Below are 23,500 nucleotides of genomic sequence, written 5' to 3'. Positions count from 1 at the left end.
AGCTTTGCGGTGCGATGCGCCTCAGGCGGCCATCGAGCAGCACATCATCATGCCGCCGCACATCATCATCATCGGCATGCCGCCGTTCATCATGGCCATCATGCGCTTGCAGCATTCCATGAACATCGCCGGGTCCATGCCGTCCATCGGCTTCATCTCGCAGACCATGCCGGCGTCGGTCATCTTGCAGGACATCGTGCTCATCATCATCGGCATGGGCATCGGCATCATCATGGGCATGCCGCCCATCATCGGCATCATGCCGTTCATCATCATCGGCGACATCATCGGCTGGCCCATGCCACCCATCATGGCGTTCATCATCGGCATCATGTTCATCGCAGTGTTCATCGAAGTCTCCCGGCCCGCGGCCCGTGTTTCGCGTTTCAATGACCGGATGGGTAATAAATGCGCGAAACACGCTCAAGGAGAAAATTCTTTCCAAGAATCTTTCCTCCAATGGAACGAACGCCCCATCCGCTGCGAATGCAAAACCGTTCGATATCACGGAAAATCCTCCGTTATCTGAGAGACGGGAAGGCTCCGGAAAAGCAGGAGCGGCGCGCGATACGCCCGCCGGGGCCTAGGAGGCCACCGGATGCGTGGGCGATCTTTCCTCCAGACGAGCCGAAAATAGCGTGCTTTTCCTTTAATCTATAATTTTTATAGAGAATCATAGATTAAAATGGAGAACGCCATGTCGATACCGAGGCTCGTCAGCATAACAGGCAGCTACAACAGACCGTCGAAAACCCAGGCGCTTACCGGGCACATCGCCTCGCTGATCCAGGCCCGCTACGCGGTGGAGACATCGTCCTACGACCTCAATGACGTCGGCCCTTCGCTCGGCCGCGCGCTCTGGCGCAAGGACCTCGACCATCAGGCCCGGCAAGTCTTCGCCGATATCGTCACGGCAGACCTGCTGCTGGTCGGCTCGCCCACCTACAAGGGCTCCTATCCCGGCCTCTTCAAGCACCTGTTCGACCTGATCGACCCTCTCGAACTGCGCGGGAAACCCGTCATCCTCACGGCGACCGGCGGCGGCGACCGGCATGCGCTGGTGGTCGAGCATCAGCTGCGTCCCCTCTTCGGCTTCTTCAGCGCCCGGACACTCCCGACGGCGATCTATGCATCCGATGTCGATTTCAAGGACCACAGGGTTGCATCGGCCCGCCTTGCGGCGCGCTTCGACGACCTCCTGTCGGATCTGTCCGGCCTTCTTCCGGCTGTCGACAAGGATGTCCATCATGCGGCGTGACATCGGCCGCCGGCCGGTCTTGAGGCCTTCGAGCGAACTGAGCTGGTTTTTCGTCGGGGTGGCGGCAGCCGTGGCGCTCGTTGCCGCCGCCCTGTGGCTCAGCGTGTCTGTGCGGCCCCTGGGCTTTTCCTGAAGCCCGAAAGACAACACGCCTTCGCCAGAACGACAAAGGAAGGACAGGCATGGACATCCGCAAGATCAACGAGGACTACTCGGTTTCACCGCAGATCGAGGCTGAAGATGTCGACATCGTCAGCCTGCTGGGGTTCCGCTCCATCGTCTGCCACCGGCCCGACCGGGAGCAAGCCGACCAGCCCGCATTCTCGTCGATTGCCGGCCGCGCGGCCCAGCTCGGCATCGAGGTCCGGCATATCCCCGTGCTTTCCACGGGACTGACGGACGAGGCCGTGGGCAGCATGATCCAGGCTCTGGACGATCTTCCCCGGCCGATCCTGGCTTATTGCCGTTCCGGCGCCCGTTCGACGAAGATCTACGAACAGGCGCTGCTGCCCCGCTGATCCGCACCTGTCGCGGCCTCTCGCGACTGGTCTGACCCGGCTGCCGGCCGGGCCGGCGTCTTTCTAGCGCGTGCGAGACTCCGCGGCTTTGCTGCTCGCGGTTTCCGCAAGCCAAGCCCCGAGGGCGTCGGCTGCCGCGTGAGCCTGAACGACGATCTGCGGCACGAGGTCGATATCCGGCAGGCTTCCAAGACCCAGCGGCCCCATCGCGAAGAGCCCCTCGAATGCCCCCGTTTGCGAAAAGACCCGGCCGTCACCGTCGACGAGGATGCCGAGGTCGAGCTCGTCCCGCCGCGCAAGCTGCGCCGACAGGAGCGAGCGGAAGAGCGGGGAATCGAGATCGGTCGGGCGGACACGACAATCGATCGTCCGGTCCGCCGGCAGAACCTGCAGTCCCCCCGCGCCCGAGAGCAGCACGCCATTGGTCGCGATGCGCTCGATCTTGCCCTTGCGCACCGTGATCGCCCCGCTGTCGATTGCCCGGCGCAGCCGCTCATAGTGGCCGAGCGGAAGACGGTTGCGGTGGCTGTCGTAGATCGGCTTGACATGGCGCTTGAAGCGACGCCGCTCCTCCGGCGTCAGGCCCTGCCAGAGCTCGCGGGCGCGCAGGCGGAAATCGTTCATGATGCCCTGCCAGCCAGTCCCCTCCAGTGCCGCCCGGTTCGCGGCCTCGCGCAGATGGCGGAAGGCGCCGCGGAGCGTGTTCGGGAACGGACGATCGGAGGATACGGCGCCGACGGCCGACGGCGCATGCGGCTGCGGCAGGAAACCGGACGCGGAAATGAGCGTGACATGGGACGCCTCCCCTGCCGCAAGCAGGCGCAGCGCACGGTCGACGGCATGAACGCCGCCGCCGATGACCTGCACCTCCCTTGCGCCGGTCGGGCCGGCATTGCCTTCGGCGATCTCGCGCAGGCCATAGCCCGTCGCCAGGAAGACGGCATCGAAGCGCGCCTGATCGCCCTCGCCCGAAAGAACGGAAAGACCGCCCCGCGAGTGGCGCCCGATGGCCGCGACACTCTCGGCACGCACCTGAACCATCACATCGGCCCGTTCGCGCAGCGCTTCGGAGAAACGCTGATAGGCATAGGCGCTGAACACCTCCCCGGGCACGAAGGCATGATCGACATTGCCGGGCACCGCCTGGTCGCGGTCACGCCAGCCGTCATTGGCCTCCAGCCAATGACGAAAATCGTCGCGGGCCGCCGGATCGACCGAGAGATCGCGGACGCGGCTGTTCAGGAGCCCGGACGCCGGGCGGCCGATGCTCTCCCCGCCGTCGATTTTCGGATAGGGGTCGAACATCACGAGATGGAACGGCCTGTGGACGGCCTTCAAGAGCGCGATTGCCGTCATGAGGCCGGTGAAGCCACGACCGATGATGGCGATCCGTGCGAGGGTATCGGCGTCCTGCGATTGCGGAAGGAGTTGGGCGGGCGCAAGCGTCATCGATGGGTTCCTTTCCTGCACGGCGTGAGGCGGTTTCCAGGAACTCGTCCTGTCCGACGAGTGGGTGACACGGCATTCCCTACTAAAACAATAGAATACTGCCCGTAAAATCAAGCCCTCCCGAGCGCGCCCGCACTCACCCAGCGGCAGGGGTGCCACGGGACAACGCGCCGCCGGTCCGCGCCGGATCTTCATCCGTGCGCAGATTCCGGGGATGAGCGAGTGTAATGAATCGCTCGGGCTTACGCCCGCCTGACAGCAGGGCGCCTCGCCGGGCCACCCAATCGGCGTCAGGCTTTACGGCGCCCTCTCGATGTCGAGCCCCTAGTAATGGACGGACAGGGAATCGATCGGAGCGACTTTCGGCGGAGCGAACTTTGTCAGGTCTATTCCGTCGACGGCAGCCCGGTACTCTTCCATGCTCGGCGTGCGGCCGAGGATCGCCGACAACACCACGACCGGGGTCGAGGCCAGCAGCGATTCACCCTTCTTCTCGGTGGTGTCTTCCACGACGCGGCCCTGGAACAGGCGGGTCGAGGTCGCCAGGACGGTATCGCCCTTCTCCGCCTTTTCCTGGTTGCCCATGCACAGGTTGCAGCCCGGACGCTCGAGATAGAGGATGTTCTCGTATTCGGTCCGCGCTTTGCTCTTCGGCATCAGGTCGTCGAACTCGAAGCCCGAATACTTCTGCAGGATTTCCCAATCCCCTTCGGCCTTCAGCTCGTCGATGATGTTGTAGGTCGGGGCGGCGACGACGAGCGGCGCCTTGAACTCGACCTTACCCTCGGCCTTCTCGATGTTCTTCAGCATCTGGGCGACGATCTTCATGTCGCCCTTGTGCACCATGCACGAGCCCACGAAGCCAAGATCGACCTTCTTGGCGCCGCCGTAATAGGACACCGGGCGGATCGTGTCGTGGGTATAGCGCTTGGACACATCGGCATTGTTCACGTCGGGGTCGGCAATCATCGGCTCGTCGATCACGTCCAGGTCGACGACGACTTCGGCGAAGTATTTCGCATTGTCATCGGGCGCGAGCGCAGGCTTTTCGCCCGAGCGGATCTCGGCAATGCGCCTGTCCGCCTTGGCGATCAAGCCGTGCAGGGTCCGTGCCGCGTTTTCCATGCCCTTGTCGATCATGATCTGGATGCGCGACTTGGCGATTTCCAGCGACTCGATCAGCGTCTCGTCCTGCGAGATGCAGATCGACGCCTTGGCCTTCATCTCGGCCGTCCAGTCGGTGAAGGTGAAGGCCTGGTCGGCCAGAAGCGTGCCGATATGGACCTCGATCACCCGGCCCTGGAACACGTTGTCCCCACACTGCTTGAGCATCTGCGATTGGGTCGCATGCACCACGTCGCGGAAGTCCATATAGGGCTTCATCGTTCCCTTGAAGGTCACCTTGACCGACTGCGGGATCGGCATGGTCGCCTCGCCGGTGGCCAGCGCCAGCGCCACGGTGCCCGAATCGGCGCCGAAGGCCACGCCCTTGGACATGCGGGTGTGGCTGTCGCCGCCGATGATGATCGCCCAGTCATCCACGGTGATGTCGTTCAGCACCTTGTGGATCACGTCCGTCATCGAATGATAGACGCCCTTCGGGTCGCGGGCGGTGATCAGGCCGAAGTTGTTCATGAAGGCCATGAGTTTCGGAATGTTCGCCTGCGCCTTCTTGTCCCAGACGGATGCCGTGTGACAACCCGACTGGTAGGCGCCGTCCACGAGCGGCGAGATGACGGTGGCCGCCATCGCCTCGAGTTCCTGCGCGGTCATCAGGCCGGTGGTGTCCTGCGAGCCGACGATGTTCACCTTGACCCGCACGTCCGAGCCCGCGTGCAGCACCTTGCCCGGCGTCACGCCGACGGCGTTGCGGTTGAAGATCTTCTCGACCGCGGTCAGGCCCTGGCCCTCGACGGTGATTTCCTTGTTCGGGGCGAAGACCGGGGTCGGCTCGACCCCGAGCGTCTGGGCGGCAAAGGTCTGGAGCTTCTTGCCGAAGACGATAGCATAGGAGCTGCCGGCCTTCATGAACTCCATCTTCTGGGGTGTGAAAGCGGCGGCGACGTCGACCAGCTCCTTGCCGTTCTCGTCGCGGAGCTTCTTGTTCTTCGTGTCGATCTTCAGGACTGTCCCGGTCTCGACCGAGAATTGCTGCTCGAGGACCGGGTTGCCGTCGTTGTTGAGGATCGGCTTGCCGTCCTCGCCGGTTTTCCTAGTCCAGTTCTTCAGGTTGATTCCGATGCCGCCGGTCACGTCGACGGTGGTCGCGAAGATCGGCGAGATGCCGTTGGTGCCCGCGACGACCGGCGCGTAATTGACGAAGGGCACATAGGGGCTGGCCTGCTTACCGGTCCAGAGCGCCACATTGTTCACGCCGGACATCCGCGACGAGCCCACGCCCATCGTGCCCTTTTCGGCGATCATCATCACGCGCTTGTCCGGGTGCTGCTTCTTCAGCGCCACGATTTCCTGCTGCGCCTCGGGCGTGATCATGCACTGGCCGTGCAGCTCGCGGTCCGAGCGCGAATGCGCCTGGTTGCCGGGCGACAGCAGGTCGGTCGATATATCGCCTTCGGCGGCGATGAAGGTCACGACCTTGATCTCGTCCTCGACATCCGGGAGCTTGGTGAAGAATTCGGCCTTGGCATAGCTCTCCAGAACGCCCTTCGCGATGGCATTGCCCGCCTTGAAGGCATCGCGCAGCCGGAACATGTCGGCATCGTAGAGGAAGACCTGCGTCTTCAGCACCTCGCCGGCCTGCCCGGCGATCGCGGCGTCATCGCCAAGCGCGATGTCGAGCAGCACGTCGATCGAAGGGCCTCCTTTCATATGCGACAACAGTTCGAGGGCGAATTCGGGGGTGATCTCCGGGACGATCGTTTCGCCGAGGATGATCTTCTTCAGGAAAGCGGCCTTGACGCCAGCCGCGCTGGTCGTGCCCGGCAGCGTATTGTAGATGAAGAAATTCAGGGCATCGGCCCGATGCTCGTTACCGGCATCCTGGATGATTGCAATGATTTCGCCGGTCAATCCGCCGTCGTCGATCGGCTTGGGGGCGAGCCCTTGTGCTTCTCTGCTTTTGATCTCAGCCAGGTAATCCAGGTAAAGGTTCATCGCTATCCCACGTCATGAACTGCATGGCGCGGAAACGTAGCGCCACCGAGCGGTTTGTTGCTTGGCCCACAGGGCTCTGTGGGTTTCGAGTACGTCAACCAGGACCGCGTGACAAGATACCGCATTTCATTAAAAAGTGGTGTTTCGAAATCAACTTTAATCGTCTAAAGAAGGCCTCCGCGTGCCGCTCGGACTGGATTTATGGAAACCATCAATTTTACCCCGCTTGGCTTTTCCGATCTGACCAGTGACGAAGCATTCGTCGTTTCGGTTTTCCGGCACTGGCAATCTTGTGGCTCGACATGCAAGGAGGCCGAAGGCAGCCTGACCGAAATGCTGAAGAATGACCGCCTGCGAGAGGGCCTCCTGTCGCTGTTTGACCTTTTTGGAACGCTTCCGGACCAGAATAGGCGACGAACAAAAAATGACAGTTCCGTTCTGACCTCGGTTGAGGAGGCGCTGCTCGACGAGATCGGCTCGCTCGACACCATGCCAAGAGGCTGCGTCAAAGCGTTCCAGCAGGTTCTGGAAGAAGCAGGCACGACAATTCGCCCTGCATCGGAGATCCCTCGGTCCGGTTACGATCACCTTGCGGAGGCGGTTGACCGGAAAACCGCGAAGGTATTCGACGTGCTTTACCCTGGATTCTCGGGGTCGCTCAGTTACCAAAGCTGATCGCCGGTCATTGTCGTTACGCGCTGATCTCTGCCGTTATTCTCCCAAAACGCTCGACGAAGGCAATCGACACGCCGTGTGCCTTCGAGCGGATTGCCAAATCCTCGATCATCCTCGCTGCCAGCCCTTCCGGGGCAGGGACCGGAACGATCCGTTCGTGATAATTGTCAGCGTCCAGATTCTCGCCGCCGATGACGACAGGATGAAGGTCGATCGACCGGAGCCTGGCGTCGGCATCAAAGCGGCATGTCGCCACGACGCTTTTCCAGACGTCCGGTGCGCTCCATACGACCTCCCCCTCATCGAGATGGAAGAGAAAATTGCCGAGCCCGAAGAAGATCGGCGCGCCGCGATAGATTTCGATGGGCTGCAGGACCGGCGCGCCATGACTGACGAACATCCCCGCGCCGGCATCGATACAAGCCCGTGCGAACGCCTGAACCCAGGAAGGCACCTCCCGCCAGTTCGGCTCCCAATGATGATGGTGGAGGTAGGCGATGACGAAGGCGCCTTCCGCGGCAGCGCGGCGGATCGCCGACAGATGACGCTGCAGGCTCGCCTCGTCCACCAGGATCCGGCGCCGGTTCTCCGGGGCGCGGCAAAAGACCGTTCCGTAAAAATCGATCTCATCGGCCGATTGCAGGTCCGGCGGATCGTGCGGCTGGGCGTAGTTGCCCCGTTCCATCGGACTGCTCTGGAAGATGTCCTGAATGCCGGAGAGGCTCGCGAATACCGCGGGCTCGACCGCAAAACGCCTCGACACGTCGAGCCCATTCACGCCCGGCCTTGCCGGACGCCGGTCCGTCGCGTCGGCCGCATACATGGTCGCCGGGCCGGGGCCGGCGTCCATGGCAACGAGCGCCACCCGTCTTGTGCCGAAGGTTTTCATTCCCGGCCGGCCCGCGTCTGTGGCATCGACACCGATACCGGCGTGAAGGAACCCCCTCTCCGCCACTTCCTCCAGCGTCGACAGAACGCCCGGAGGGCCGAGGTCGAAGGCGTGGTTGTTGGAGAGCGCCAGGGTGTTGAAGCCGATGTCCTTCAGCGCATCCAGCACAAACGGCGCCGAACATCCGAAATAGGAACCTTTCATCGGCCACCCGCCATGCCGGCCGAACACCGTCGTCTCGAAATTCGTAAAAGCGATATCGGCCTGCTTGATCAGTGCCTTGATTGCGGCAAATCCATCGTCCCGGACCTGCCGGACATCATGATGAATGAGAGATTGCCCGGTGACGGCGAGCGTGAACGGTGAAGACATGGCGATGTACCTTGGAGAAGAATTCAGGAGGCGGCGGCCCTAGGGCCGCCGATAGTCGCAGGGGGACAGTCAGTTCGCGAGCTGCGGAGCAATATCCACGCCGAACCATTTTTGGCTGATCTTCCCGAGCGTGCCGTCCCGGGTGCTCGCTTCGATGGCCTTGTCGAAGGCCTCGGCAAGATCGGCATCCTCCTTGCGAAGACCGACACCGACGCCGGGGCCCCAGGTGCCTCCCGAAAGTTCAGGGCCGAAGAACTCCACCGCCTTGCCCTCCGGCGTGTCGAGGAACTGCTTCCAGACCAGGCGATCGCCGAGGCCACCGTCGATACGCTCCGATGTCAGGTCGAGCTTCAGGTTTTCCTGGCTGTCATAGCTGCGCACCTCCGCAATGTCGCCGAAGAGTTCCTGCACGACCGCCTCCGAGTTGGAGGAGCGAAGGACACCGAGGGTCCTGCCCTTCAGGCTTTCCCTCAGCTTGTCGATGGTCTCCTTCTTCGCCGCGTCGATATCCGTGAGGTTCAGCTTCGCCTCGCTATCCCCGGGCGGCAGGCCGAGCGCCCGGCGCATGACGATCTGGTTCGGCGCCACCGCATAGGGAACGGAGAAGGCGATTGATTTCTTGCGCTTTTCGGTGATCGACATGCCGGCCATGATCGCATCGTACTTCTTCACCAGAAGGCCGGGGATGATGCCGTCCCAGTCCTGCGCGACGAAGGTGCATTGCAGCTTCATCCGGGTGCAGAGCTCGTTGCCGACGTCGATGTCGAAACCGACGAGCGCGCCGTTCTCGTCGATATAGTCCCACGGCGGCGAGGCGCCTTCCGAGGCGATGGTGATGGCCGTGCGCTCCGCGCCATGGGCAAGGCCGGCAGCCAGCAGGAGCGCCGCGAGGGCGCAGGTCAGTTGTCGTTTCATGTCATTCCCCTTCTTCTTGGTTCGGTTTCGATCGTGGTGCGGCGTCTATCCGCCGCAGGCTCTCCCTGAGGCCGCAGCCGACGCCTGTTTCATCGGTGTTCCAGGCTTCGGCGAGTTGCGGCAGCGTGATGCGGTCCGCACCGGAAGAGCCGAGCAGGACCGCCTCATCCCCGAGCACCGCTTCGGGAATATCCGTGACGTCGATGCGAAGATGTTCGAGATGGACGGGCGGCACGACGGGCGCACGCCGCCCCCGGACGAGCACCGAGGCCGAGGAGCCGAGGTCTCGCGGCACCCCGTGCCCCCAGCCGATCCCCAGCACGGCAAGGCGCATCGCCGGGTGGTAGCCCGGCAGGCCCGGCGGCCTTCCCATGCTGTCGTGGCACGTCTTGAGCGCTACGATGCGCGCCTTGATCGCCGACAGGGCCGGCCGGATGGAGAGGGTCCGACGCCCGGCCCCGGAACGGGCCAATCCGAAGAGGAGGGCACCGGGATCGACCGCGTCCATGTCGAATTCCGGGTGCTGAAGCAGGCTTTCGCTGCTTGAAACCATGACGGTCGAGGGAAGCCGCCCCTCCGCCTTCAGCGCGTCAAGAAGCGGCGTCAGGCGTGCGACCTGCGCCGGCGCAGAAGACCCGGCGTCGCCGAACTCACTGAGATGGGCATAAAGGCCGTCAACGGCGAGATTGCTTTGCGAGGCGCACAGTTTCACCAGGCCCCGGAGGCTGGCGGGCACCACGCCGGCGCGCCAAAAGCCGAGATCCACCTTCACGAAAACCTTGAGCGGCACGCCGGTCGCAAGCCAGCCCTGCAGGTCCTCCTCGCCGGAAACTGAAATCGTCAGGTCGAGGTCCCTGACAAGGTCGACGGCATCCGGGCCGATGCCCGGATACATGAGGATCGGCGTTCCGGGCGCTGCCCGCCGCACGGCGATCGCATCGGCGATGGACACGACGCCGAAGGCATCGGTGCCGGCCGCGGACAGGAGAGAGGCAACTTTACCCGCCCCGCATCCATAGGCGTCCTGCTTCAGGCAGGCGAAGATCTTTGTCCCGGGACCGATCGCCGCCCGTATGGCGCGGTAGTTGGAAACAATCGCCGACGGATCGATCTCGCGCCACGCGCTCTCCCAGAGCGGCAGCAGGTCTTGACGGGCGTTACTGTTCATGGGGCACCTGCCGCAGGATGACCCGGCGCGGATGTGTCCTTGCCTGGGGCGCCGCGTTCAACCGGGCCTCCAGCACGTTGAAGAAGCCGGTCAGGAGGAAGGTAAGGCCGAGATAGAGCACGCCCGCGGCGATGAAGATCTCGTAGGGTGCGAAGGTCTCCGACACCAGTTTTCGCGAAAGGCCGGTGATCTCCAGCAAGGTCACGGTGCTGGCGAGCGACGTCGCCTTCACCAGGCTGATGACCTCGTTGGCATAGGACGGAAGCACGCTTCTGAAGGCGATCGGAAAGATGATCCGGCGCTTGATCTGCAACGGCGACATGCCGACCGCCTGCGCCGCCTCGATCATGCCGGTCGCCACGGCCTGGATCCCGCCGCGAAAGATCTCCGTCGTGTAGGCGGCGCCGTTCAGGGAGAACGCCAGCAGGCAGCACCAGAAGGGATCGCGCAGCAGGACCCAGAGCACGCTCGAGCGAATGGCGCCGACCTGACCGAGGCCGTAATAGATGATGAAAAGCTGGACGAGCAGCGGCGTGCCGCGAAACACGTATGTATAGGCGAGCACTGGTAGGGAAAGCCACTTGCGCGGCGACGCCCGCATGAAGGCAAGGGGCACGGCGAGGACGAAACCCGCCAGGAGCGATGCGAATGTCAGGAGAAGCGTCAGCGGAATGCCGCCGGTAAGCGTGACCGTGCTGGTGAGGAGGAGCATGATATCCATGGCGCGGCACCTCACCGCCCGGGAACGGCGAAACGCCGTTCGAGGAGATTGAAGATCACCAGCGCCAGGCTGGTCAGCGCGAGATAGAGCGCCGATGCCGCAAGATAGAATGTCAGCGGCGCCCGCAGCGACCCCGCGCCGATGGCGGCGACCCGCATGATATCGGTCAGCCCGACGATCGAGATCAGCGACGTTTCCTTGACAAGGGAGATCCACTGGTTCGCAAGCGCCGGCAGGGCGATGCGCAGCATTTGCGGAAGGATGACGAGCAGCCAGGTCTGCCAGGGATGCAGCCCGAGCGAGCGGGCCGCCTCGATCTGCCCTGCCGGTATGCTGAGCACCGCCCCTCGGAAGATTTCCGCCGTATAGGCGCCGAAGACGACGGTGAGGGAAACGACCCCGGCGAGGAACGCGTTGACCTCGACATAGCGTCCGAAGAAGGCACTGATGGCGACCGTTCCGCCGAAATAGATCAGCAGGATGATGATGAGTTCGGGCACGCCCCGAATGATCGTCGTGTAGAAGCCGACCGCGGCGCTTACCGCCCTCCACCGCGACAGCCGCCCCGCCGCGGCAAGCAATCCGAGCGCCATGCCGAGCGCGCCGCTGACAAGCGCCAGCAGTACCGTCGTCTTCAGTCCGTTGACGAACTGCACCACGAAACCGTCCATGCGCGAGGTCCTCCTATCGATGGGAAGCGAGAAAGCCGCGAAGACGGCCTGAGACGGGAGAGGAGAAGAATTCCTGCGGCGGGCTTTCCTCTTCGATCAGCCCGCCGTGCATGAAGGCGGCCCGCGTCGAGACCTCGCGCGCGAAAGCAAGTTCGTGGGTGACGATCACCATGGTCCGCCCCTCCCCGGCAAGCGCCGCCATGACACGCAGCACTTCGCCCACCAGTTCCGGGTCCAGCGCCGAGGTCGGCTCGTCGAAAAGCAGCACCTGCGGCTCCATCGCCAGCGCCCGGGCGATCGCCACGCGCTGCTGCTGGCCGCCGGACAAATGGCGCGGATAGGCGTCCGCCTTGTCCGAGAGCCCTACCTTGGCGAGGTAGTGACGGCCGAGCTCGGCGGCGGCGCCGCGCCGGATCCCCTTGACGAGAACCGGCCCCTCCGTGACGTTCTCGAGGGCCGTCTTGTGCGGCCAGAGATTGAAGTTCTGGAAAACCATGCCCATGGAAGCCCGCACCCTTCGGACCTGCCGGTGATCGAGGATGCCGGCAGGTCCGCCGTGCTGCGATGCGGCGCGGATCGCCAGCTTCTCGCCGTGCACCCAGATGTCTCCGCGATCGGGAATGGTCAGGAGATTGAGGCACCTGAGCAGCGTGCTCTTGCCCGAACCGCTGCTGCCGAGGATCGAGAGGATCTCGCCGGGACGGACGATAAGCTCGACACCCCGCAGGACATCGTTGCCGCCGAGCCGCTTTTCGATCCGCTCGGCGCGGATACCGGGTTCCGCGGCCGGTTCACCGACGCCGAATGCAGGATACGACAAAGCCTTTGCTGCGCGCATGAAGCGGCACCACCCTTTCGCTTTCGATTTTCGATGTAGCGGAACCCCTTGTGTTCCTTCGGCGCCGGCTGTCCGTCACGGCGGCGTTACGGACATAGAATTGCCTGTCGCGCCCATAGGGTCAATTTATAAGCAGGATTATTTTTAGATAAGCCTAGCTTATATGAAGAAGAGCCATTCGGCTCGGAGGTGGCGGTTCCGCGCGAGAGGGTATAAGTTGATCTTTGCATTTGCAGAGCTACGAACCGCGCGCGCAGGAACGCATCATCATGGTCGAAATCGCAGGGACGGGCGTCACGCTTCGCCAGCTTCAGATTCTGCGCGAGGTCGTCAGGACCGGTTCCGAAAGGGCGGCGGCAAAGGCCCTCGACATCACCCAACCCGCCGTCAGCCAGCAGATCAAGCAGCTGGAAACCCTGCTCGGCGTGCAGCTGTTCATGCGCGACAAGGGGCGGCTCGTTCCAACGGCGCAGACGATGACCCTCTTTCGCGACGCCGATGCGACCTTCGTGCAGATGGAAAGGATCGCCCGCACCGTCTCCTCGCTGAAGGGCATCGACAGCGACACGATCGGCATCGCCGCGCCGCACGTCTTCTCGCTCCGGCTACTTCCCGATGCCATCCGCATGCTGCGGTCGCGCCAGCCGGTCGCGGCGGTCCACATCAAATCCGGCACCTACCGGGAGGTAACGGACCATGTGCTCGAAGGGCGGGCGGATCTCGGACTTGGCCGCCTGCCGCTCGACGAAAACGTCTTCGACTGGCGCCCGATGACGACGGCGACCAATGTATGCATCTTCCATCCGGAGCACCGGTTTGCCCGGAAGGACTTGATCCGGCCGGAGGATCTGGTCGGCGAGCCGCTTGCGGATATCGAACCGCAGATGCAATCCCACCTCATGAGCGAGAATGCCATTCGCTACATGGGAGCGGAGCCGCACCTCGCCATCCAGGTGGATGTCATCGGCCAGGAGGTCAGTTTCGTCGCCGCCGGCCTCGGCATTTCAAGCAGCAATACCTTCGCCGCCCGGCAGGCTGCGTGCTTCAACGTCGAGATCCGCCCCTTCGAGCCAAGCGCGCTCTATCACTACGTCGTGTTCTGGCAGAAAGGCCGATATCTGGGCCCCATGTTGCAGGAAGCCGTGAACGTACTCGTCGCGTGCGCGCAAGACACCGATCTGCCAGCGGGCGCAAAAGCACCCGATGGCTAGGGATCTTGAAGGACGCCAGCCGGCGGCCCGGCACGCGAATGTCCGTCGGCGCCCTCCTCCTGCTTCTTCACAAAACTTAATATGACGCGTGGATGGGAGAAACACGCGGACATCATCTTCTCCTTGTCGCGGCGATGAGAGGCCGTGCAAGACGAGGAGAAGCAACATGGAAGACAGCAGCAAGAAAGGCCGCCTGCGCAAGTATCTGGTAGGCGGGATGACCGCGGTTCTGGCGCTCGGCGCGCTCGCAGTCACCGGCGTGGTTCAGGCGAACGGCTTTCGCGGCCATGGATTCGGCGACCCCTTCGGCGGCTTCGGCCTGGAACGCGCGCTGAAATCGGTGGACACGACCAAAGAGCAGCGCCAGAGAATCTGGGCCATCGTCGATGCCGCCCGGACGGAAATCCGCCCCATGATCAGCGATCTGGACGACCGGCGCGACCGCCTGGCCGCCCTCGTGAGGGCCGAGACGCTGGACCGCGCCGCGATCGAAACCCTGCGGAAGGAAGTCCTTGCCACCGCCGACGCCGTCTCAGCCCGGGCGCTCGACGCCTTCATCCAGGCAGCCGAGGTCCTGACGCCCGAACAGCGGACGGAACTGCTGGAGAAGCGCCGCTCTTTCGGTCCCGGCTTCAGGCCGGGCCGTGAATGAAGGCGCATGGTTCGGCCGGGGCGGCCACGCCCCGGCTCCCCGACCCGATATCCAATCAGGAGTTCCGATCATGATGAAGAGCAGCGCAGATCGCTACGGCAGCGTTGCCGTGACAATCCACTGGCTCAGCGCCGCCGCGATTCTCGTCCTCCTGGGAACCGGCTTTCGAGCCGCCGCCTCGAGCGATCCGGCGATGTTCCTGCGCGTGCATGTGCCGCTCGGCATCGCCACCCTTGCGCTGACGATCCTGCGCGTGGCGTGGTGGCTGGTCTTCGACCGCAAGCCGGCGCCCATGGCAAATACGCCGCCCTGGCAGAAACGGCTGGCGCGAGGGGTTCATGCCGCCTTCTATATCGTCCTCTTCGGCATGTTCGGCAGCGGCATCGCGCTGATGGCGATGAGCGGGGCCGGAGCCATCCTGTTCGGCGGGACCGGGTCGTTGCCGGATTTCGCGGCCTATGCGCCGCGCGGCCCGCACGGGACCGGCGCGATGGCTCTTGTCGGCCTCCTGGTTGCCCATGTCGGGGCCGCGCTCTATCACGCCTTCGTCCGGCGTGAGGCGATCTTCACGCGTTTGTGGTATGGCAAGGACAGCGCGGTGCGCTGAGGAACGGGCATGGCGGAACATCTCCTGATCATCGACGACGACACGAGGCTTTCCGCCATGCTGAACGACTACCTGTCCGCCAATGGCTATCGGGTGCGATCGGCGCCCACGGCCGCGGCGGGACTGGCCGATCTCAGCCGCAGTCCTGCCGAGGCGGTGATCCTCGACGTCATGCTGCCCGACCTCGACGGCTTCGAGGTACTGAAGCGCATCCGCGCCGGATCGGACGTCCCGGTCCTGATGCTGACCGCCAGGGGAGACGAGACCGATCGCATCGTCGGGCTCGAGATCGGCGCCGACGACTATCTGCCCAAACCCTTCAGCCCCCGCGAGCTGCTGGCCCGGCTGCGCGCGATCCTGCGCCGCCGCAGCGCCTCTCCGGTGGCGGGCATCCTTCGCTTCGGGCGGCTGGAGATCGACCCCGGCTCCCGCAGCGCGCGGCTCGACGGGCAGGTCTGCGACATGACCGGCCACCAGTTCGACATCCTTCTAGCCCTTGCCGAAAGCGCCGGGCGGATTCTCACGCGCGAGCAGCTGCTTGATCGCGTGAAGGGGATCGAAGCCGATGCGTTCGACCGGTCGGTCGATGTCCATGTCTCCCGTATCCGGGCGGCGATCGAGGACGATCCCCGGCACCCTCGCCGCATCGTCACCGTGCGCGGCGCGGGCTATGTCTTCGCACGACGCCAGGACGACAAGGACTGACATGCGCGGGCGGCTGTTTCTCAAGATCTATCTGACGGTCCTGGCCGGCATCGCGATCCTCGCGATTGCGGGGATCGTCATGGTGGCGCTGTTCGTCGATCGCGAGGATCGCGGCTGGGTCAACCAGCGTGCCGAACTGCTGGCGGCCATGCTGTCCGGTCCCGAGGAGCCGCAGGCCGTGCTGAACCGCATCGGCCCGGCAAGCCATGCGGAGATCGAACTGCGCGATGCGGCGGGAACCGTCGTCGCGGCCTATCGACCCGCCGAACGGGATGGCATCACCGCCTTCGCTCCCGTCACCGTTGCGGTGCGGGACGGCGGAACATTGACCGCGCGTTTCACCCTGCCGTTCCGGCCGCGCGGCAATCCGTTGCTGCTTCTGGCGCTCGTTGCCGGCTTGACGGCGCTCGCGGCCTGGCCGGTCGTGCGCAACCTTACGCGCCGGCTGGAGCGCCTGCGCCACGGTGTCGAGAGCTGGGGGAAGGGCAACCTGTCCCTGCGCGTCGCCATCGAGGGGCGCGACGAAGTCGCGAGCGTCGCCGACAGTTTCAACCGGGCCGCTGCGCAGGTCGAGGCGCTGGTCAATTCGAACCGTTCGCTCCTGGCCAATGCCAGCCACGAGCTACGCTCCCCGCTTGCCCGCCTGCGCATGGCCGTGCATCTCCATGAGGACAACCCCACACAGACGCAGCGCGAGGAGATCGCGCGGAACCTGGGCGAACTGGACGACCTTGTCGGCGAAATCCTGCTTTCCAGCCGGCTGACCCATGGCGAGCGGACCGAAGCGTTCCAGCCGCTCGACCTTCTGGCGCTTGCCGCGGAAGAGGCCGCGCGGGCGGGGCTGGACGCCTCCGGAACGCCGGCGGAGGTCATGGGCGATGCGCGGCTCCTGTCCCGGGCGATCCGCAACCTGATACAGAACGCGGTTCGTCATGGCGCGGCGCCCATCACGATCAGCGTCGGGTCCACGGGTGCCATGACCGAACTGTCGGTCCGCGACCATGGTGCCGGTATCCCCGCGGGAGAAGGCGAACGTGTCTTCGAACCCTTTTACCGCCCGGGCGGCCACGGCGAGGCTGCCGGAGGATGGGGCCTCGGCCTTTCCCTCGTGCGCCAGATCGCACAGCTGCATGGAGGAACGGTGCTGCACGACCCGCCCAGGGATGGGGGGACACGGTTTATACTGCGGCTGCCACGATTGGATACGCCCTGAGCCCCGCGGCCGCCATACATGCATGCCGAGCAGAACGCCATCGGGCGCGCGGCAAGGCAGCCCCGCACAATGTCAGGACGAGCAGAGAACAGGGCGTCTCTGCCTCCATGGGGTTGAAGTTTCAAGGAGCGTGGCGACCTGGAAAAGCGTGGCCTCGCCGAAGGGTCGGCCGCCGATCTGCACGGAGAGCGGCAGGCCTTTCGGCCCAAACCCCATGCAGACCGCGATGGCAGGATAGCCGGTCAAATTCCAAGGCAATGCAAAGCTCGGCTTTTCAAGGCCGTCCCAGAAAGGGACGTCCTCGATGAGCGGCGCCTCGGAAGCCGAAGCTGCGGTTATGAGGACATCGACCGTTTCCATAGCCTGCGCGAACTCGTCACACAGTTCGCGCCTGCGCCGTTGCGCCTGGATGTAGTCGTTGCTCGTCATGAAGGATGCCAGCAGCAACCTGTGCCGTAAACGCTCACCGAAATCGCGAAAGCGGCTCCTCAGCGTCTGCTCGTGGTACGCGGCGGCCTCCGCGTTCATTATCACGCGGTTTGCCGAGGAATATTCCGCCAGGGACGACAGCTTGACGTCGGAAACGACAGCGCCGCCGTCCCGCAGGATCTCGATGGCCTGCGATACCGCGACTGCCGTCTCCTCGCTGACGGGATTGTCTCTTTCATGGAAGTGAGCGACAACGCCAACTTTCAAACCCCGCAGGCTCTTGCCGATCTCACCTGAAAAATCGGGAACGGGAACGTCGGCGCTCGCCCGATCCGAGGGGTCGAAGCCGGCCATCTCCTGAAGCAGGAGGGCACAATCCTGCGCCGTCCACGCCATGGGCCCGATGTGGTCGAGCGTATGGGCAAGGGGAATCACGCCGGATCGGCTGCAGCGGCCGAATGTGGGTTTGATGCCGGAAACACCGCACATGGCGGCCGGTCCCCTGATGGAGCCGCCGGTATCGGTGGCGGTCCCGCCAAGAGCCATGCCGCAAGCCACCGCCGCGGCCGTTCCACTGCTTGAGCCCGAGGTGAAGTAATCGGGATTCCAGGGGTTCCGGGCGGGAGGCCAGGGCAAATCGAACGAAGGCCCGGCAAGAGCGAATTCCAGCGTGGCGAGCTTACCGAGCATGACGGTCCCCGCGTCCGCCAGGCGGCGTACAACGGTGGCATCGGACGAAGGAACATTATCCTGCAAGATCCGGGAATGCGCAGACGTCAGAATTCCCGCCGTTTCAAAAAGATCCTTGTGGGCGATGGGAATGCCGTCCAGCGGCGTTCGCCTCTGGTCCTTCATCATCCGCTCTTCAGCCGCCCGGGCATCGGCAAGCGCTCGTTCGCCCGTCACCGTGATGAACGCTGCGAGCGTCGGATTGAGAGCCTCGATCCGATCGAGGCATTCGCGGGTAAGCTCGACAGGCGACACTGTTTTTGCGGCAAGCTTCCTGCCCGCTTCAGCGATCGTCAACGGGCTCATTCGACGGGTTCCGGCTGAAAGCCGACGGCAAGGCCGGTCGTGAGGTCCGACGGCCGGCGGAGGGAGGCGATCATGCCTTGAAGCTTGAGATAACCATCAAACAGCAGCTCAAGGTCGACGTCGTCATGAGGCAGTCCGCTCCGACGGACAAGGACGATGAAATCTTCAAAAGTTGTCTCAGCCATAACACGCCCTTCGAGAGGCCCCTTGCGCTATTCCCCGCGGAATGCCGCGGACCGTTTTTCGATAAAGGCAGCGCGCCCTTCAGCGACGTCAACCGAGTTGCGCTGAAGCAGATTGTTCAGCAGCTGCTCGATCCGCAGCCCGTCCTGGAGGCTCATGTCACGCGCGCGCATTGCCAATTCCTTCGTCGCCTGAACGGCGAGCGGTGCATTGCGGGCCATGGTGTCCGCATAGCGCCTCGCCACGGCCATCAATTCGCCCGCAGGCGCGACACGATTTATGAGGCCGCGCCGTTCCGCCGTTTCCGCATCGATGGTGTCTCCGGTCAAGAGCATTTCCATCGCGTGCGCATGGGCCAGTTGCCGCACCAGCCGTTGGGTTCCGCCGAGACCGGCAACGATGCCGCGCTTGACTTCCGCGACGCCGAATGCGGCATTCGGCGAGGCGACCCTGATATCGGTGGCGAGAAGCAACGTCATGCCCCCTCCGAGACAATGGCCGTTGACCGCCGCGATCACCGGCTTCCACAGTTCAAGGCCACGGTTCAGCAACGGCATTTCCTGGGTCTGCCAGAGGTTCCGCAGTTCTTCCCTCGCGCCGATGACATCCTTGATGTCCGCGCCCGCGCAGAACGATTTCTCGCCCGCCCCCGTCACGATGGCGCACCGGATTTTCGGGTCGTCCCGCACCTCCACCCACGCCCTGGAAAGCTCGGCGTAGTGAGCGCGGTCGAGGGCATTCAAGCGTTCCGGCCGATTGATCGTGATCGTGGCAATTCCATTCTCATCAGCGAGAAAATCTATCGACATCAGGTTTCCTCAAACAGCCTGCTCCTGCAGGTAAATGCGGTTGATCGCGTTTGCCTCAAGGATCGTGAGACCCTCGGACGTTTCGAGACGGTGCGCGTAAACGACATGGATCGTCCCCGGTTCGAGCAGCTTCACGTCGATGATCCTAAGGAAAAGGCGGATCATGACGGGCGCCGGCACCGGATCGGAAAAGCGAACGTCGTCGAAGCCGTAGAGGAGGTTCATCCGGCTGGGAAACTCGAAACGCAGATCCTCGATGCTCGCCCGCAATCGCCCGAGAAGGGAGAGAAGCAATGCCCCGTCAACAAGCGCCGGCCTGGATTTCGTGCATCTCCTCCCGGTGTCGTGCGGTCCGGCACGCCGAGCCGCCTCGAAGCGTCGAGCTTGTTCTTCGCTGATCTGCGACCATGCGCCTGGGCCAAGGTCCTTCGCGAGGAGGGCTTGGAGGTCGGCGCAGGTCGAAATGACGCGCAAGCGCATGGTCGGCCTCCGGGTCGAAGGCCGGCCCGATGGAATCGGGCCGGTCCCGTCTGCGCTCCAGGTCAGCGCACGATCTCGGGCTCGATGGCAAGCTGCGGGTCGATCCCATATTTCTCAAGGATCTTCGCAACCGTGCCGTTCCGATAGATCTCCTGCATCCCGTTCAGATAGGCGTCGAGAATCTCGTTGTTGTCATTCTTGGCGGCAAAGCCGACCTTCACGTCACGCGCCTGGGTAAAGGCGATCTCCAGCGTCTCCGGATCGTCCTTCACCCGCACGACGGCGGCGCCCGCATTGTCGAGCAGAAAGTCGATGCGCTTGTTCAAGATCCCGCGCACGGCCGCATCCGTTTCGGTCGCGACCACGATATTGATCGCGGACTTGCCCGCCGCCTCGCACGCCTTCGACTGCTCCTCCAGCGCCTTCTGCGAGAAGGTGCCGATAACCGCACTTGTCGTAAGGCCGCAGAGGTCGTCCATCGACTTGATATCGTGCTCGTTCCCTTTCGGCACCACCAAGGCGCTGCCGGCCTTCATGTAGACGACAAAATCGACGTTCTGCGCACGCTCCTCGTTGTAGAAGAGGTTTGCGTTCATGATGTCGGTCTGGCCGTTCAGCACGGTCGGAAGCAAGCTGGTGAAGACGCCCTTCACATATTCCGGTTTGAGGCCGACGCATTCCAGGGCCGCTTCGCCGATCTCGACGTCACTCCCGATGAGCTTGTCGGAGCCCTCCTCGTTATAGGCGAACGGCGCGTAAAGCGGCGATATGGCGATCTTCACGGGCTTTCCGGCGAAGGTCGGGTATTTCTCGGCGGCCTTGTCGGGCTCACATGCCGCGCTCGCCGCGGCAGTCATGAAGCCAAGCCCGGCGATGGCAACCAGAAAACGCATTGCTCGTCTGCTCATTTGAATTCCCCTGATTATGACCTGAAAGGACGCACCCGGCTTGCCTTGTCCGGCCGCGATAAAAGAGTGCACCAGTACACTGTGCGACTATTTTACTTTTTCGTCAATTGCCGGATGTGTGTTTTTCTCGTGCCGATATGGGCAGCGGAATCTGCCAGAATCCGCGAAGATCGGTTGACAAGCAAAAGCGATATTAGGTATACCGGGCAAATAGTATACTTATTTGTGCAGGAGGCACGCATGTTCATAAGGTCTGTCGGCAGCGACAACCGCTTGAATGCATTCCGCGAGGAGGTCCGCCAATTCTGCCGCGAAAAGATCCCTGCGGAAATCCGGCGAAAGCAGGAGAAGTCACAGCACCTCGATAAAGCGGAATATGATGCCTGGCTGAAGCTGCTCGGAGAAAAAGGCTGGCTCACCGGCAAGTGGCCGAAGGAGTATGGCGGCCTCGGATGGGAGCCCGAACAGTTCCTCGTGTTCGAGGAAGAGCTCGGCAAGGCGGGGGCACCGCCCCTGATCAATTTCGGCATCAATCTGGCCGGTCCCGTCATCTTCACCTTCGGAAACGACGAGCAGAAGAAGAAGTACCTCGCCGATATCGCCAAGAACAACACCTGGTGGTGTCAGGGCTATTCGGAACCGGGCGCCGGCTCCGATCTCGCAAGCCTCAAGTCCCGCGCTGTCCGCGACGGGGATCATTACGTCGTCAACGGCCAGAAGACCTGGACCTCGTGGGCTCACTGGGCCGACATGATCTTCGTCCTGGTGCGGACGGATGCGACCGTCAAGAAGCAGGCCGGGATCTCGTTCCTGTTGATCGATATGAACACCCCGGGCATCACCGTCCGCCCCATCATCGGCATCACACGGCACCACCACCTCAACGAAGTCTTCTTCGACAATGTCCGCGTGCCTGTCGAGAACCGCATCGGCGAAGAGAACCAGGGGTGGACCTATGCCAAGTTCCTCCTTGCCAACGAGCGGCTGCACAGTCTGAGCTTCGCGAAGTTCGAAGCCTATCTGGCGAAGATCCGCAAAGCGCTCGACGTCGTCAAGGATGGCGGGCGCCCCCTGTCGGAAGATCCCACCTATCGGCGGAAGCTCGCGGAACTCGACGTCAGGATGGCGACGGCAAAAGCGCTGATGGCCGACCAGCTGGCCGCCGCTCGGACGACCGGCTCTCCGCCGATGATGGGCGCCGCGGCGTTGAAGCTTCGCGGGACCGAACTCCAGCAAAGCATTCTCCAGATGGGACTGGAAGTGCTCGGCCGGAACGGGCCCGTTTATCAGGACCTGGCGCTGGAACAGAACTGGGACGGCGAATTTGTCGGCCCGGACGTCTCCGCGGGCCTGATCTACGAGCACCTCTACCGCCGGGCGGCGACGATCTACAGCGGCTCGAACGAGGTGCAACGGAACATCATCGCCAAGGGCGCCTTGGGGCTTTGAGGATCGACCCATGACCAGTTTCTCCGCTGACGAACGCCAGCTTCTCGACGAAAGCCTGCAGAACTTCCTCTCGGAAAAATACGGCTTTGAACGGTGGCAGCAGCGTTCGGGTCCGTCCGGCGATCAATACGGTTCAAATGAATGGCGTCAGTTTGCGGATCTCGGATGGCTCGGCGTTGCGATACCCGAGGAATTCGGAGGCACCGGCGGAGGGCTGACGGAACTTGCCATCGTCATGGCGGCGGCCGGCCGGCACATGGTTCTCGAAGGGCTGCTCGGCACCGTCGTTCTTGGAGCCGGCGCCATCGAACTGGCCGGTACGCAAGCGCAAAAGGGCGACCTGCTTCCGAAAATCGCTGCCGGAGAGCTGCGTCTCGCCTTCTGTCATTCCGAACAGGACGCCGGATATGCGCGCGACTACGTCACCACGATCGCCCGTCCGGTCGACGGCGGCTACGCCCTGGAAGGCCGCAAGGCCTTCACGCTCGGCGCACAGGCGGCAGACTTGCTGGTCGTTTCGGCGCGCGTGGGCGCGGCCGATGGCCCTGTCGGCCTGTTCCTCGTACCGCGCGAAACGGACGGCGTTTCTCTCAACATAGCCCCTGCCCTCGATGCGCGGCTTGGCGCTGAAGTCCGCCTGTCGGCCCGGGTTCCGGGTTCCACGCTGCTCGGCCGTGCCGATGTCGACCGGACCGCCTCGATCGACCATCTCATCGACCGGGCCGCGATCGCGGTTTGTGCCGAGGCCTGCGGGGCCATGGCCGAGGCCACGCAAAACACGATCGAATACCTGAAGGTCCGCGAGCAGTTCGGCCAGCCTCTTGCCAAATTCCAGGTTCTCCAGCACCGCCTGGTGGATATGAGCCTTGCCTGCGAGGAGGCGCGCGCGATCGTTCATGCCGCGCTTGAAGCGCTCGACGTCGGCGCAGCGTCGGCGCAGCGCACCGTTTGGCAGGCGAAGGTACAGACCGCCCAGTCCGCGCGCTTCGTCGGGACCCAGAGCCTTCAGCTCCATGGCGGCATCGGCATGACGGACGAGTTGAAAGCCGGCCATCTCTACAAGCGGCTGTGCGTCTGCGAAGCGATGTTCGGCGATGCCGACTGGTACCTGAAGAAACTCAGTCAGACTTTGCCCGAACATATCCGCGCGCGGACGCAGGACGATCGGATGAAACCGCCCGAGGTGGCATAGCCGACACGCCCGAGGACTTGGGCACGCAGGAACGACAGG

24 protein-coding genes are annotated in these 23,500 nt (G+C 63.6%); 11 read left to right on the top strand and 13 right to left on the bottom strand.

Features of this window, described 5'->3' with window-relative positions; translation table 11 throughout:
• Positions 1-49 precede the first annotated feature (49 nt).
• From MUU56_RS06090 to MUU56_RS06080, 3 genes are all read left to right on the top strand, one after another.
• Positions 50-529, top strand: a complete 480-nt coding sequence (locus MUU56_RS06090) for a hypothetical protein (RefSeq protein ID WP_244766417.1) — start codon at positions 50-52, stop codon at positions 527-529.
• Between the two features lie 168 nt (positions 530-697).
• A complete protein-coding gene (gene msuE, locus MUU56_RS06085) occupies positions 698-1,258 on the top strand; it encodes an FMN reductase (RefSeq protein ID WP_244766416.1) in 561 nt (186 codons plus the stop codon).
• 182 nt (positions 1,259-1,440) lie between these two features.
• Complete coding sequence (locus MUU56_RS06080; protein WP_244766415.1) at positions 1,441-1,776, top strand: protein tyrosine phosphatase family protein; 336 nt, start codon at positions 1,441-1,443, stop codon at positions 1,774-1,776.
• Between the two features lie 63 nt (positions 1,777-1,839).
• Here the strand turns inward: MUU56_RS06080 and MUU56_RS06075 are convergent, their stop codons facing one another.
• Both MUU56_RS06075 and MUU56_RS06070 read right to left on the bottom strand, forming a co-directional pair.
• Positions 1,840-3,225 carry an FAD/NAD(P)-binding protein gene (locus MUU56_RS06075; RefSeq protein WP_244766414.1) on the bottom strand — a complete coding sequence of 462 codons (1,386 nt, stop codon included), beginning with the start codon at positions 3,223-3,225 and terminating at the stop codon, positions 1,840-1,842.
• Between the two features lie 324 nt (positions 3,226-3,549).
• Complete coding sequence (locus tag MUU56_RS06070; RefSeq protein WP_244766413.1) at positions 3,550-6,339, bottom strand: bifunctional aconitate hydratase 2/2-methylisocitrate dehydratase; 2,790 nt, start codon at positions 6,337-6,339, stop codon at positions 3,550-3,552.
• 201 nt (positions 6,340-6,540) lie between these two features.
• Here MUU56_RS06070 and MUU56_RS06065 point away from each other — a divergent pair, with 201 nt between their 5' ends.
• Positions 6,541-7,014, top strand: a complete 474-nt coding sequence (locus MUU56_RS06065) for a hypothetical protein (protein ID WP_244766412.1) — start codon at positions 6,541-6,543, stop codon at positions 7,012-7,014.
• Positions 7,015-7,030: 16 nt separating this feature from the next.
• Here the strand turns inward: MUU56_RS06065 and MUU56_RS06060 are convergent, their stop codons facing one another.
• The 6 genes from MUU56_RS06060 to MUU56_RS06035 all read right to left on the bottom strand — a co-directional run bounded on the left by MUU56_RS06060 (position 7,031) and on the right by MUU56_RS06035 (position 12,588).
• Positions 7,031-8,275, bottom strand: a complete 1,245-nt coding sequence (locus MUU56_RS06060) for a CapA family protein (protein ID WP_244766411.1) — start codon at positions 8,273-8,275, stop codon at positions 7,031-7,033.
• Positions 8,276-8,344: 69 nt separating this feature from the next.
• Positions 8,345-9,190: a transporter substrate-binding domain-containing protein gene (locus tag MUU56_RS06055; protein WP_244766410.1), complete on the bottom strand. Its 846-nt coding sequence runs from the start codon at positions 9,188-9,190 to the stop codon at positions 8,345-8,347.
• Between the two features lies 1 nt (position 9,191).
• Positions 9,192-10,358 carry an alanine racemase gene (gene alr, locus MUU56_RS06050; RefSeq protein WP_244766409.1) on the bottom strand — a complete coding sequence of 389 codons (1,167 nt, stop codon included), beginning with the start codon at positions 10,356-10,358 and terminating at the stop codon, positions 9,192-9,194.
• Complete coding sequence (locus MUU56_RS06045) at positions 10,348-11,079, bottom strand: ABC transporter permease (RefSeq protein WP_244766408.1); 732 nt, start codon at positions 11,077-11,079, stop codon at positions 10,348-10,350. Before MUU56_RS06045 ends, alr begins: the two co-directional genes overlap by 11 nt.
• Before the next feature lie 11 nt (positions 11,080-11,090).
• Positions 11,091-11,750: an ABC transporter permease gene (locus tag MUU56_RS06040; protein ID WP_244766407.1), complete on the bottom strand. Its 660-nt coding sequence runs from the start codon at positions 11,748-11,750 to the stop codon at positions 11,091-11,093.
• A 13-nt stretch (positions 11,751-11,763) separates the two neighbouring features.
• Complete coding sequence (locus MUU56_RS06035; protein WP_263193632.1) at positions 11,764-12,588, bottom strand: amino acid ABC transporter ATP-binding protein; 825 nt, start codon at positions 12,586-12,588, stop codon at positions 11,764-11,766.
• A gap of 269 nt (positions 12,589-12,857) precedes the next feature.
• Between MUU56_RS06035 and MUU56_RS06030 the strand changes: the two genes are divergently transcribed.
• From MUU56_RS06030 to MUU56_RS06010, 5 genes are all read left to right on the top strand, one after another.
• On the top strand, positions 12,858-13,799 hold the full coding sequence (locus MUU56_RS06030; protein WP_244766406.1) for a LysR family transcriptional regulator: 942 nt from the start codon (positions 12,858-12,860) through the stop codon (positions 13,797-13,799).
• A 166-nt stretch (positions 13,800-13,965) separates the two neighbouring features.
• The gene (locus MUU56_RS06025) at positions 13,966-14,451 is read left to right on the top strand and encodes a Spy/CpxP family protein refolding chaperone (protein WP_244766405.1); all 486 of its coding nucleotides are present in this window, start codon (positions 13,966-13,968) and stop codon (positions 14,449-14,451) included.
• Between the two features lie 70 nt (positions 14,452-14,521).
• Positions 14,522-15,058 (top strand): cytochrome b, encoded by a 537-nt coding sequence (locus MUU56_RS06020; protein WP_244766404.1) that lies wholly within the window; start codon positions 14,522-14,524, stop codon positions 15,056-15,058.
• Between the two features lie 9 nt (positions 15,059-15,067).
• Positions 15,068-15,763, top strand: coding sequence for a response regulator (locus MUU56_RS06015; protein WP_244766403.1), 696 nt, complete (start codon positions 15,068-15,070; stop codon positions 15,761-15,763).
• A gap of 1 nt (position 15,764) precedes the next feature.
• The gene (locus MUU56_RS06010; protein ID WP_244766402.1) at positions 15,765-16,976 is read left to right on the top strand and encodes a HAMP domain-containing sensor histidine kinase; all 1,212 of its coding nucleotides are present in this window, start codon (positions 15,765-15,767) and stop codon (positions 16,974-16,976) included.
• Between the two features lie 72 nt (positions 16,977-17,048).
• On the opposite strand, the gene MUU56_RS06005 is transcribed toward MUU56_RS06010, so the two are convergent.
• The 5 genes from MUU56_RS06005 to MUU56_RS05985 all read right to left on the bottom strand — a co-directional run bounded on the left by MUU56_RS06005 (position 17,049) and on the right by MUU56_RS05985 (position 20,805).
• On the bottom strand, positions 17,049-18,440 hold the full coding sequence (locus tag MUU56_RS06005; RefSeq protein WP_244766401.1) for an amidase: 1,392 nt from the start codon (positions 18,438-18,440) through the stop codon (positions 17,049-17,051).
• Positions 18,437-18,625 carry a hypothetical protein gene (locus MUU56_RS06000; RefSeq protein WP_244766400.1) on the bottom strand — a complete coding sequence of 63 codons (189 nt, stop codon included), beginning with the start codon at positions 18,623-18,625 and terminating at the stop codon, positions 18,437-18,439. The genes MUU56_RS06005 and MUU56_RS06000 overlap by 4 nt, the downstream gene beginning before the upstream one ends.
• A 27-nt stretch (positions 18,626-18,652) precedes the next feature.
• Positions 18,653-19,432: an enoyl-CoA hydratase/isomerase family protein gene (locus MUU56_RS05995; protein WP_244766399.1), complete on the bottom strand. Its 780-nt coding sequence runs from the start codon at positions 19,430-19,432 to the stop codon at positions 18,653-18,655.
• Between the two features lie 9 nt (positions 19,433-19,441).
• A complete protein-coding gene (locus MUU56_RS05990; RefSeq protein WP_244766398.1) occupies positions 19,442-19,912 on the bottom strand; it encodes a hotdog family protein in 471 nt (156 codons plus the stop codon).
• A 62-nt stretch (positions 19,913-19,974) separates the two neighbouring features.
• A complete protein-coding gene (locus MUU56_RS05985; RefSeq protein WP_244766397.1) occupies positions 19,975-20,805 on the bottom strand; it encodes a transporter substrate-binding domain-containing protein in 831 nt (276 codons plus the stop codon).
• Positions 20,806-20,886: 81 nt separating this feature from the next.
• Between MUU56_RS05985 and MUU56_RS05980 the strand changes: the two genes are divergently transcribed.
• Positions 20,887-22,269: an acyl-CoA dehydrogenase family protein gene (locus tag MUU56_RS05980; RefSeq protein ID WP_244766396.1), complete on the top strand. Its 1,383-nt coding sequence runs from the start codon at positions 20,887-20,889 to the stop codon at positions 22,267-22,269.
• A gap of 10 nt (positions 22,270-22,279) precedes the next feature.
• Positions 22,280-23,461 (top strand): acyl-CoA dehydrogenase family protein, encoded by a 1,182-nt coding sequence (locus MUU56_RS05975; RefSeq protein ID WP_244766395.1) that lies wholly within the window; start codon positions 22,280-22,282, stop codon positions 23,459-23,461.
• Positions 23,462-23,500: the final 39 nt, after the last annotated feature.

This window comes from Shinella yambaruensis, from assembly GCF_022899355.1.
In the GTDB taxonomy this organism is placed as follows: domain Bacteria; phylum Pseudomonadota; class Alphaproteobacteria; order Rhizobiales; family Rhizobiaceae; genus Shinella; species Shinella yambaruensis.
This window is presented reverse-complemented; position numbering and strand designations above follow the sequence as displayed.

Bases quoted from the DNA above. Each gene is read 5' to 3' on its own strand.
- MUU56_RS06080 (WP_244766415.1), top strand. From the start codon at position 1,441: ATGGACATCCGCAAGATCAACGAGGACTACTCGGTTTCACCGCAGATC.
- MUU56_RS06070 (WP_244766413.1), bottom strand. From the start codon at position 6,339: ATGAACCTTTACCTGGATTACCTGGCTGAGATCAAAAGCAGAGAAGCA.
- MUU56_RS06005 (WP_244766401.1), bottom strand. From the start codon at position 18,440: ATGAGCCCGTTGACGATCGCTGAAGCGGGCAGGAAGCTTGCCGCAAAA.
- msuE (WP_244766416.1), top strand. From the start codon at position 698: ATGTCGATACCGAGGCTCGTCAGCATAACAGGCAGCTACAACAGACCG.
- MUU56_RS06020 (WP_244766404.1), top strand. From the start codon at position 14,522: ATGATGAAGAGCAGCGCAGATCGCTACGGCAGCGTTGCCGTGACAATC.
- MUU56_RS06060 (WP_244766411.1), bottom strand. From the start codon at position 8,275: ATGTCTTCACCGTTCACGCTCGCCGTCACCGGGCAATCTCTCATTCAT.
- MUU56_RS06015 (WP_244766403.1), top strand. From the start codon at position 15,068: ATGGCGGAACATCTCCTGATCATCGACGACGACACGAGGCTTTCCGCC.
- MUU56_RS06090 (WP_244766417.1), top strand. From the start codon at position 50: ATGCCGCCGCACATCATCATCATCGGCATGCCGCCGTTCATCATGGCC.
- MUU56_RS05975 (WP_244766395.1), top strand. From the start codon at position 22,280: ATGACCAGTTTCTCCGCTGACGAACGCCAGCTTCTCGACGAAAGCCTG.
- MUU56_RS05985 (WP_244766397.1), bottom strand. From the start codon at position 20,805: ATGCGTTTTCTGGTTGCCATCGCCGGGCTTGGCTTCATGACTGCCGCG.
- MUU56_RS06040 (WP_244766407.1), bottom strand. From the start codon at position 11,750: ATGGACGGTTTCGTGGTGCAGTTCGTCAACGGACTGAAGACGACGGTA.
- MUU56_RS06010 (WP_244766402.1), top strand. From the start codon at position 15,765: ATGCGCGGGCGGCTGTTTCTCAAGATCTATCTGACGGTCCTGGCCGGC.
- MUU56_RS06030 (WP_244766406.1), top strand. From the start codon at position 12,858: ATGGTCGAAATCGCAGGGACGGGCGTCACGCTTCGCCAGCTTCAGATT.
- MUU56_RS06045 (WP_244766408.1), bottom strand. From the start codon at position 11,079: ATGGATATCATGCTCCTCCTCACCAGCACGGTCACGCTTACCGGCGGC.
- MUU56_RS05990 (WP_244766398.1), bottom strand. From the start codon at position 19,912: ATGCGCTTGCGCGTCATTTCGACCTGCGCCGACCTCCAAGCCCTCCTC.
- MUU56_RS06065 (WP_244766412.1), top strand. From the start codon at position 6,541: ATGGAAACCATCAATTTTACCCCGCTTGGCTTTTCCGATCTGACCAGT.
- MUU56_RS06025 (WP_244766405.1), top strand. From the start codon at position 13,966: ATGGAAGACAGCAGCAAGAAAGGCCGCCTGCGCAAGTATCTGGTAGGC.
- MUU56_RS06075 (WP_244766414.1), bottom strand. From the start codon at position 3,225: ATGACGCTTGCGCCCGCCCAACTCCTTCCGCAATCGCAGGACGCCGAT.
- MUU56_RS06035 (WP_263193632.1), bottom strand. From the start codon at position 12,588: ATGCGCGCAGCAAAGGCTTTGTCGTATCCTGCATTCGGCGTCGGTGAA.
- MUU56_RS06000 (WP_244766400.1), bottom strand. From the start codon at position 18,625: ATGGCTGAGACAACTTTTGAAGATTTCATCGTCCTTGTCCGTCGGAGC.
- MUU56_RS05995 (WP_244766399.1), bottom strand. From the start codon at position 19,432: ATGTCGATAGATTTTCTCGCTGATGAGAATGGAATTGCCACGATCACG.
- MUU56_RS06055 (WP_244766410.1), bottom strand. From the start codon at position 9,190: ATGAAACGACAACTGACCTGCGCCCTCGCGGCGCTCCTGCTGGCTGCC.
- alr (WP_244766409.1), bottom strand. From the start codon at position 10,358: ATGAACAGTAACGCCCGTCAAGACCTGCTGCCGCTCTGGGAGAGCGCG.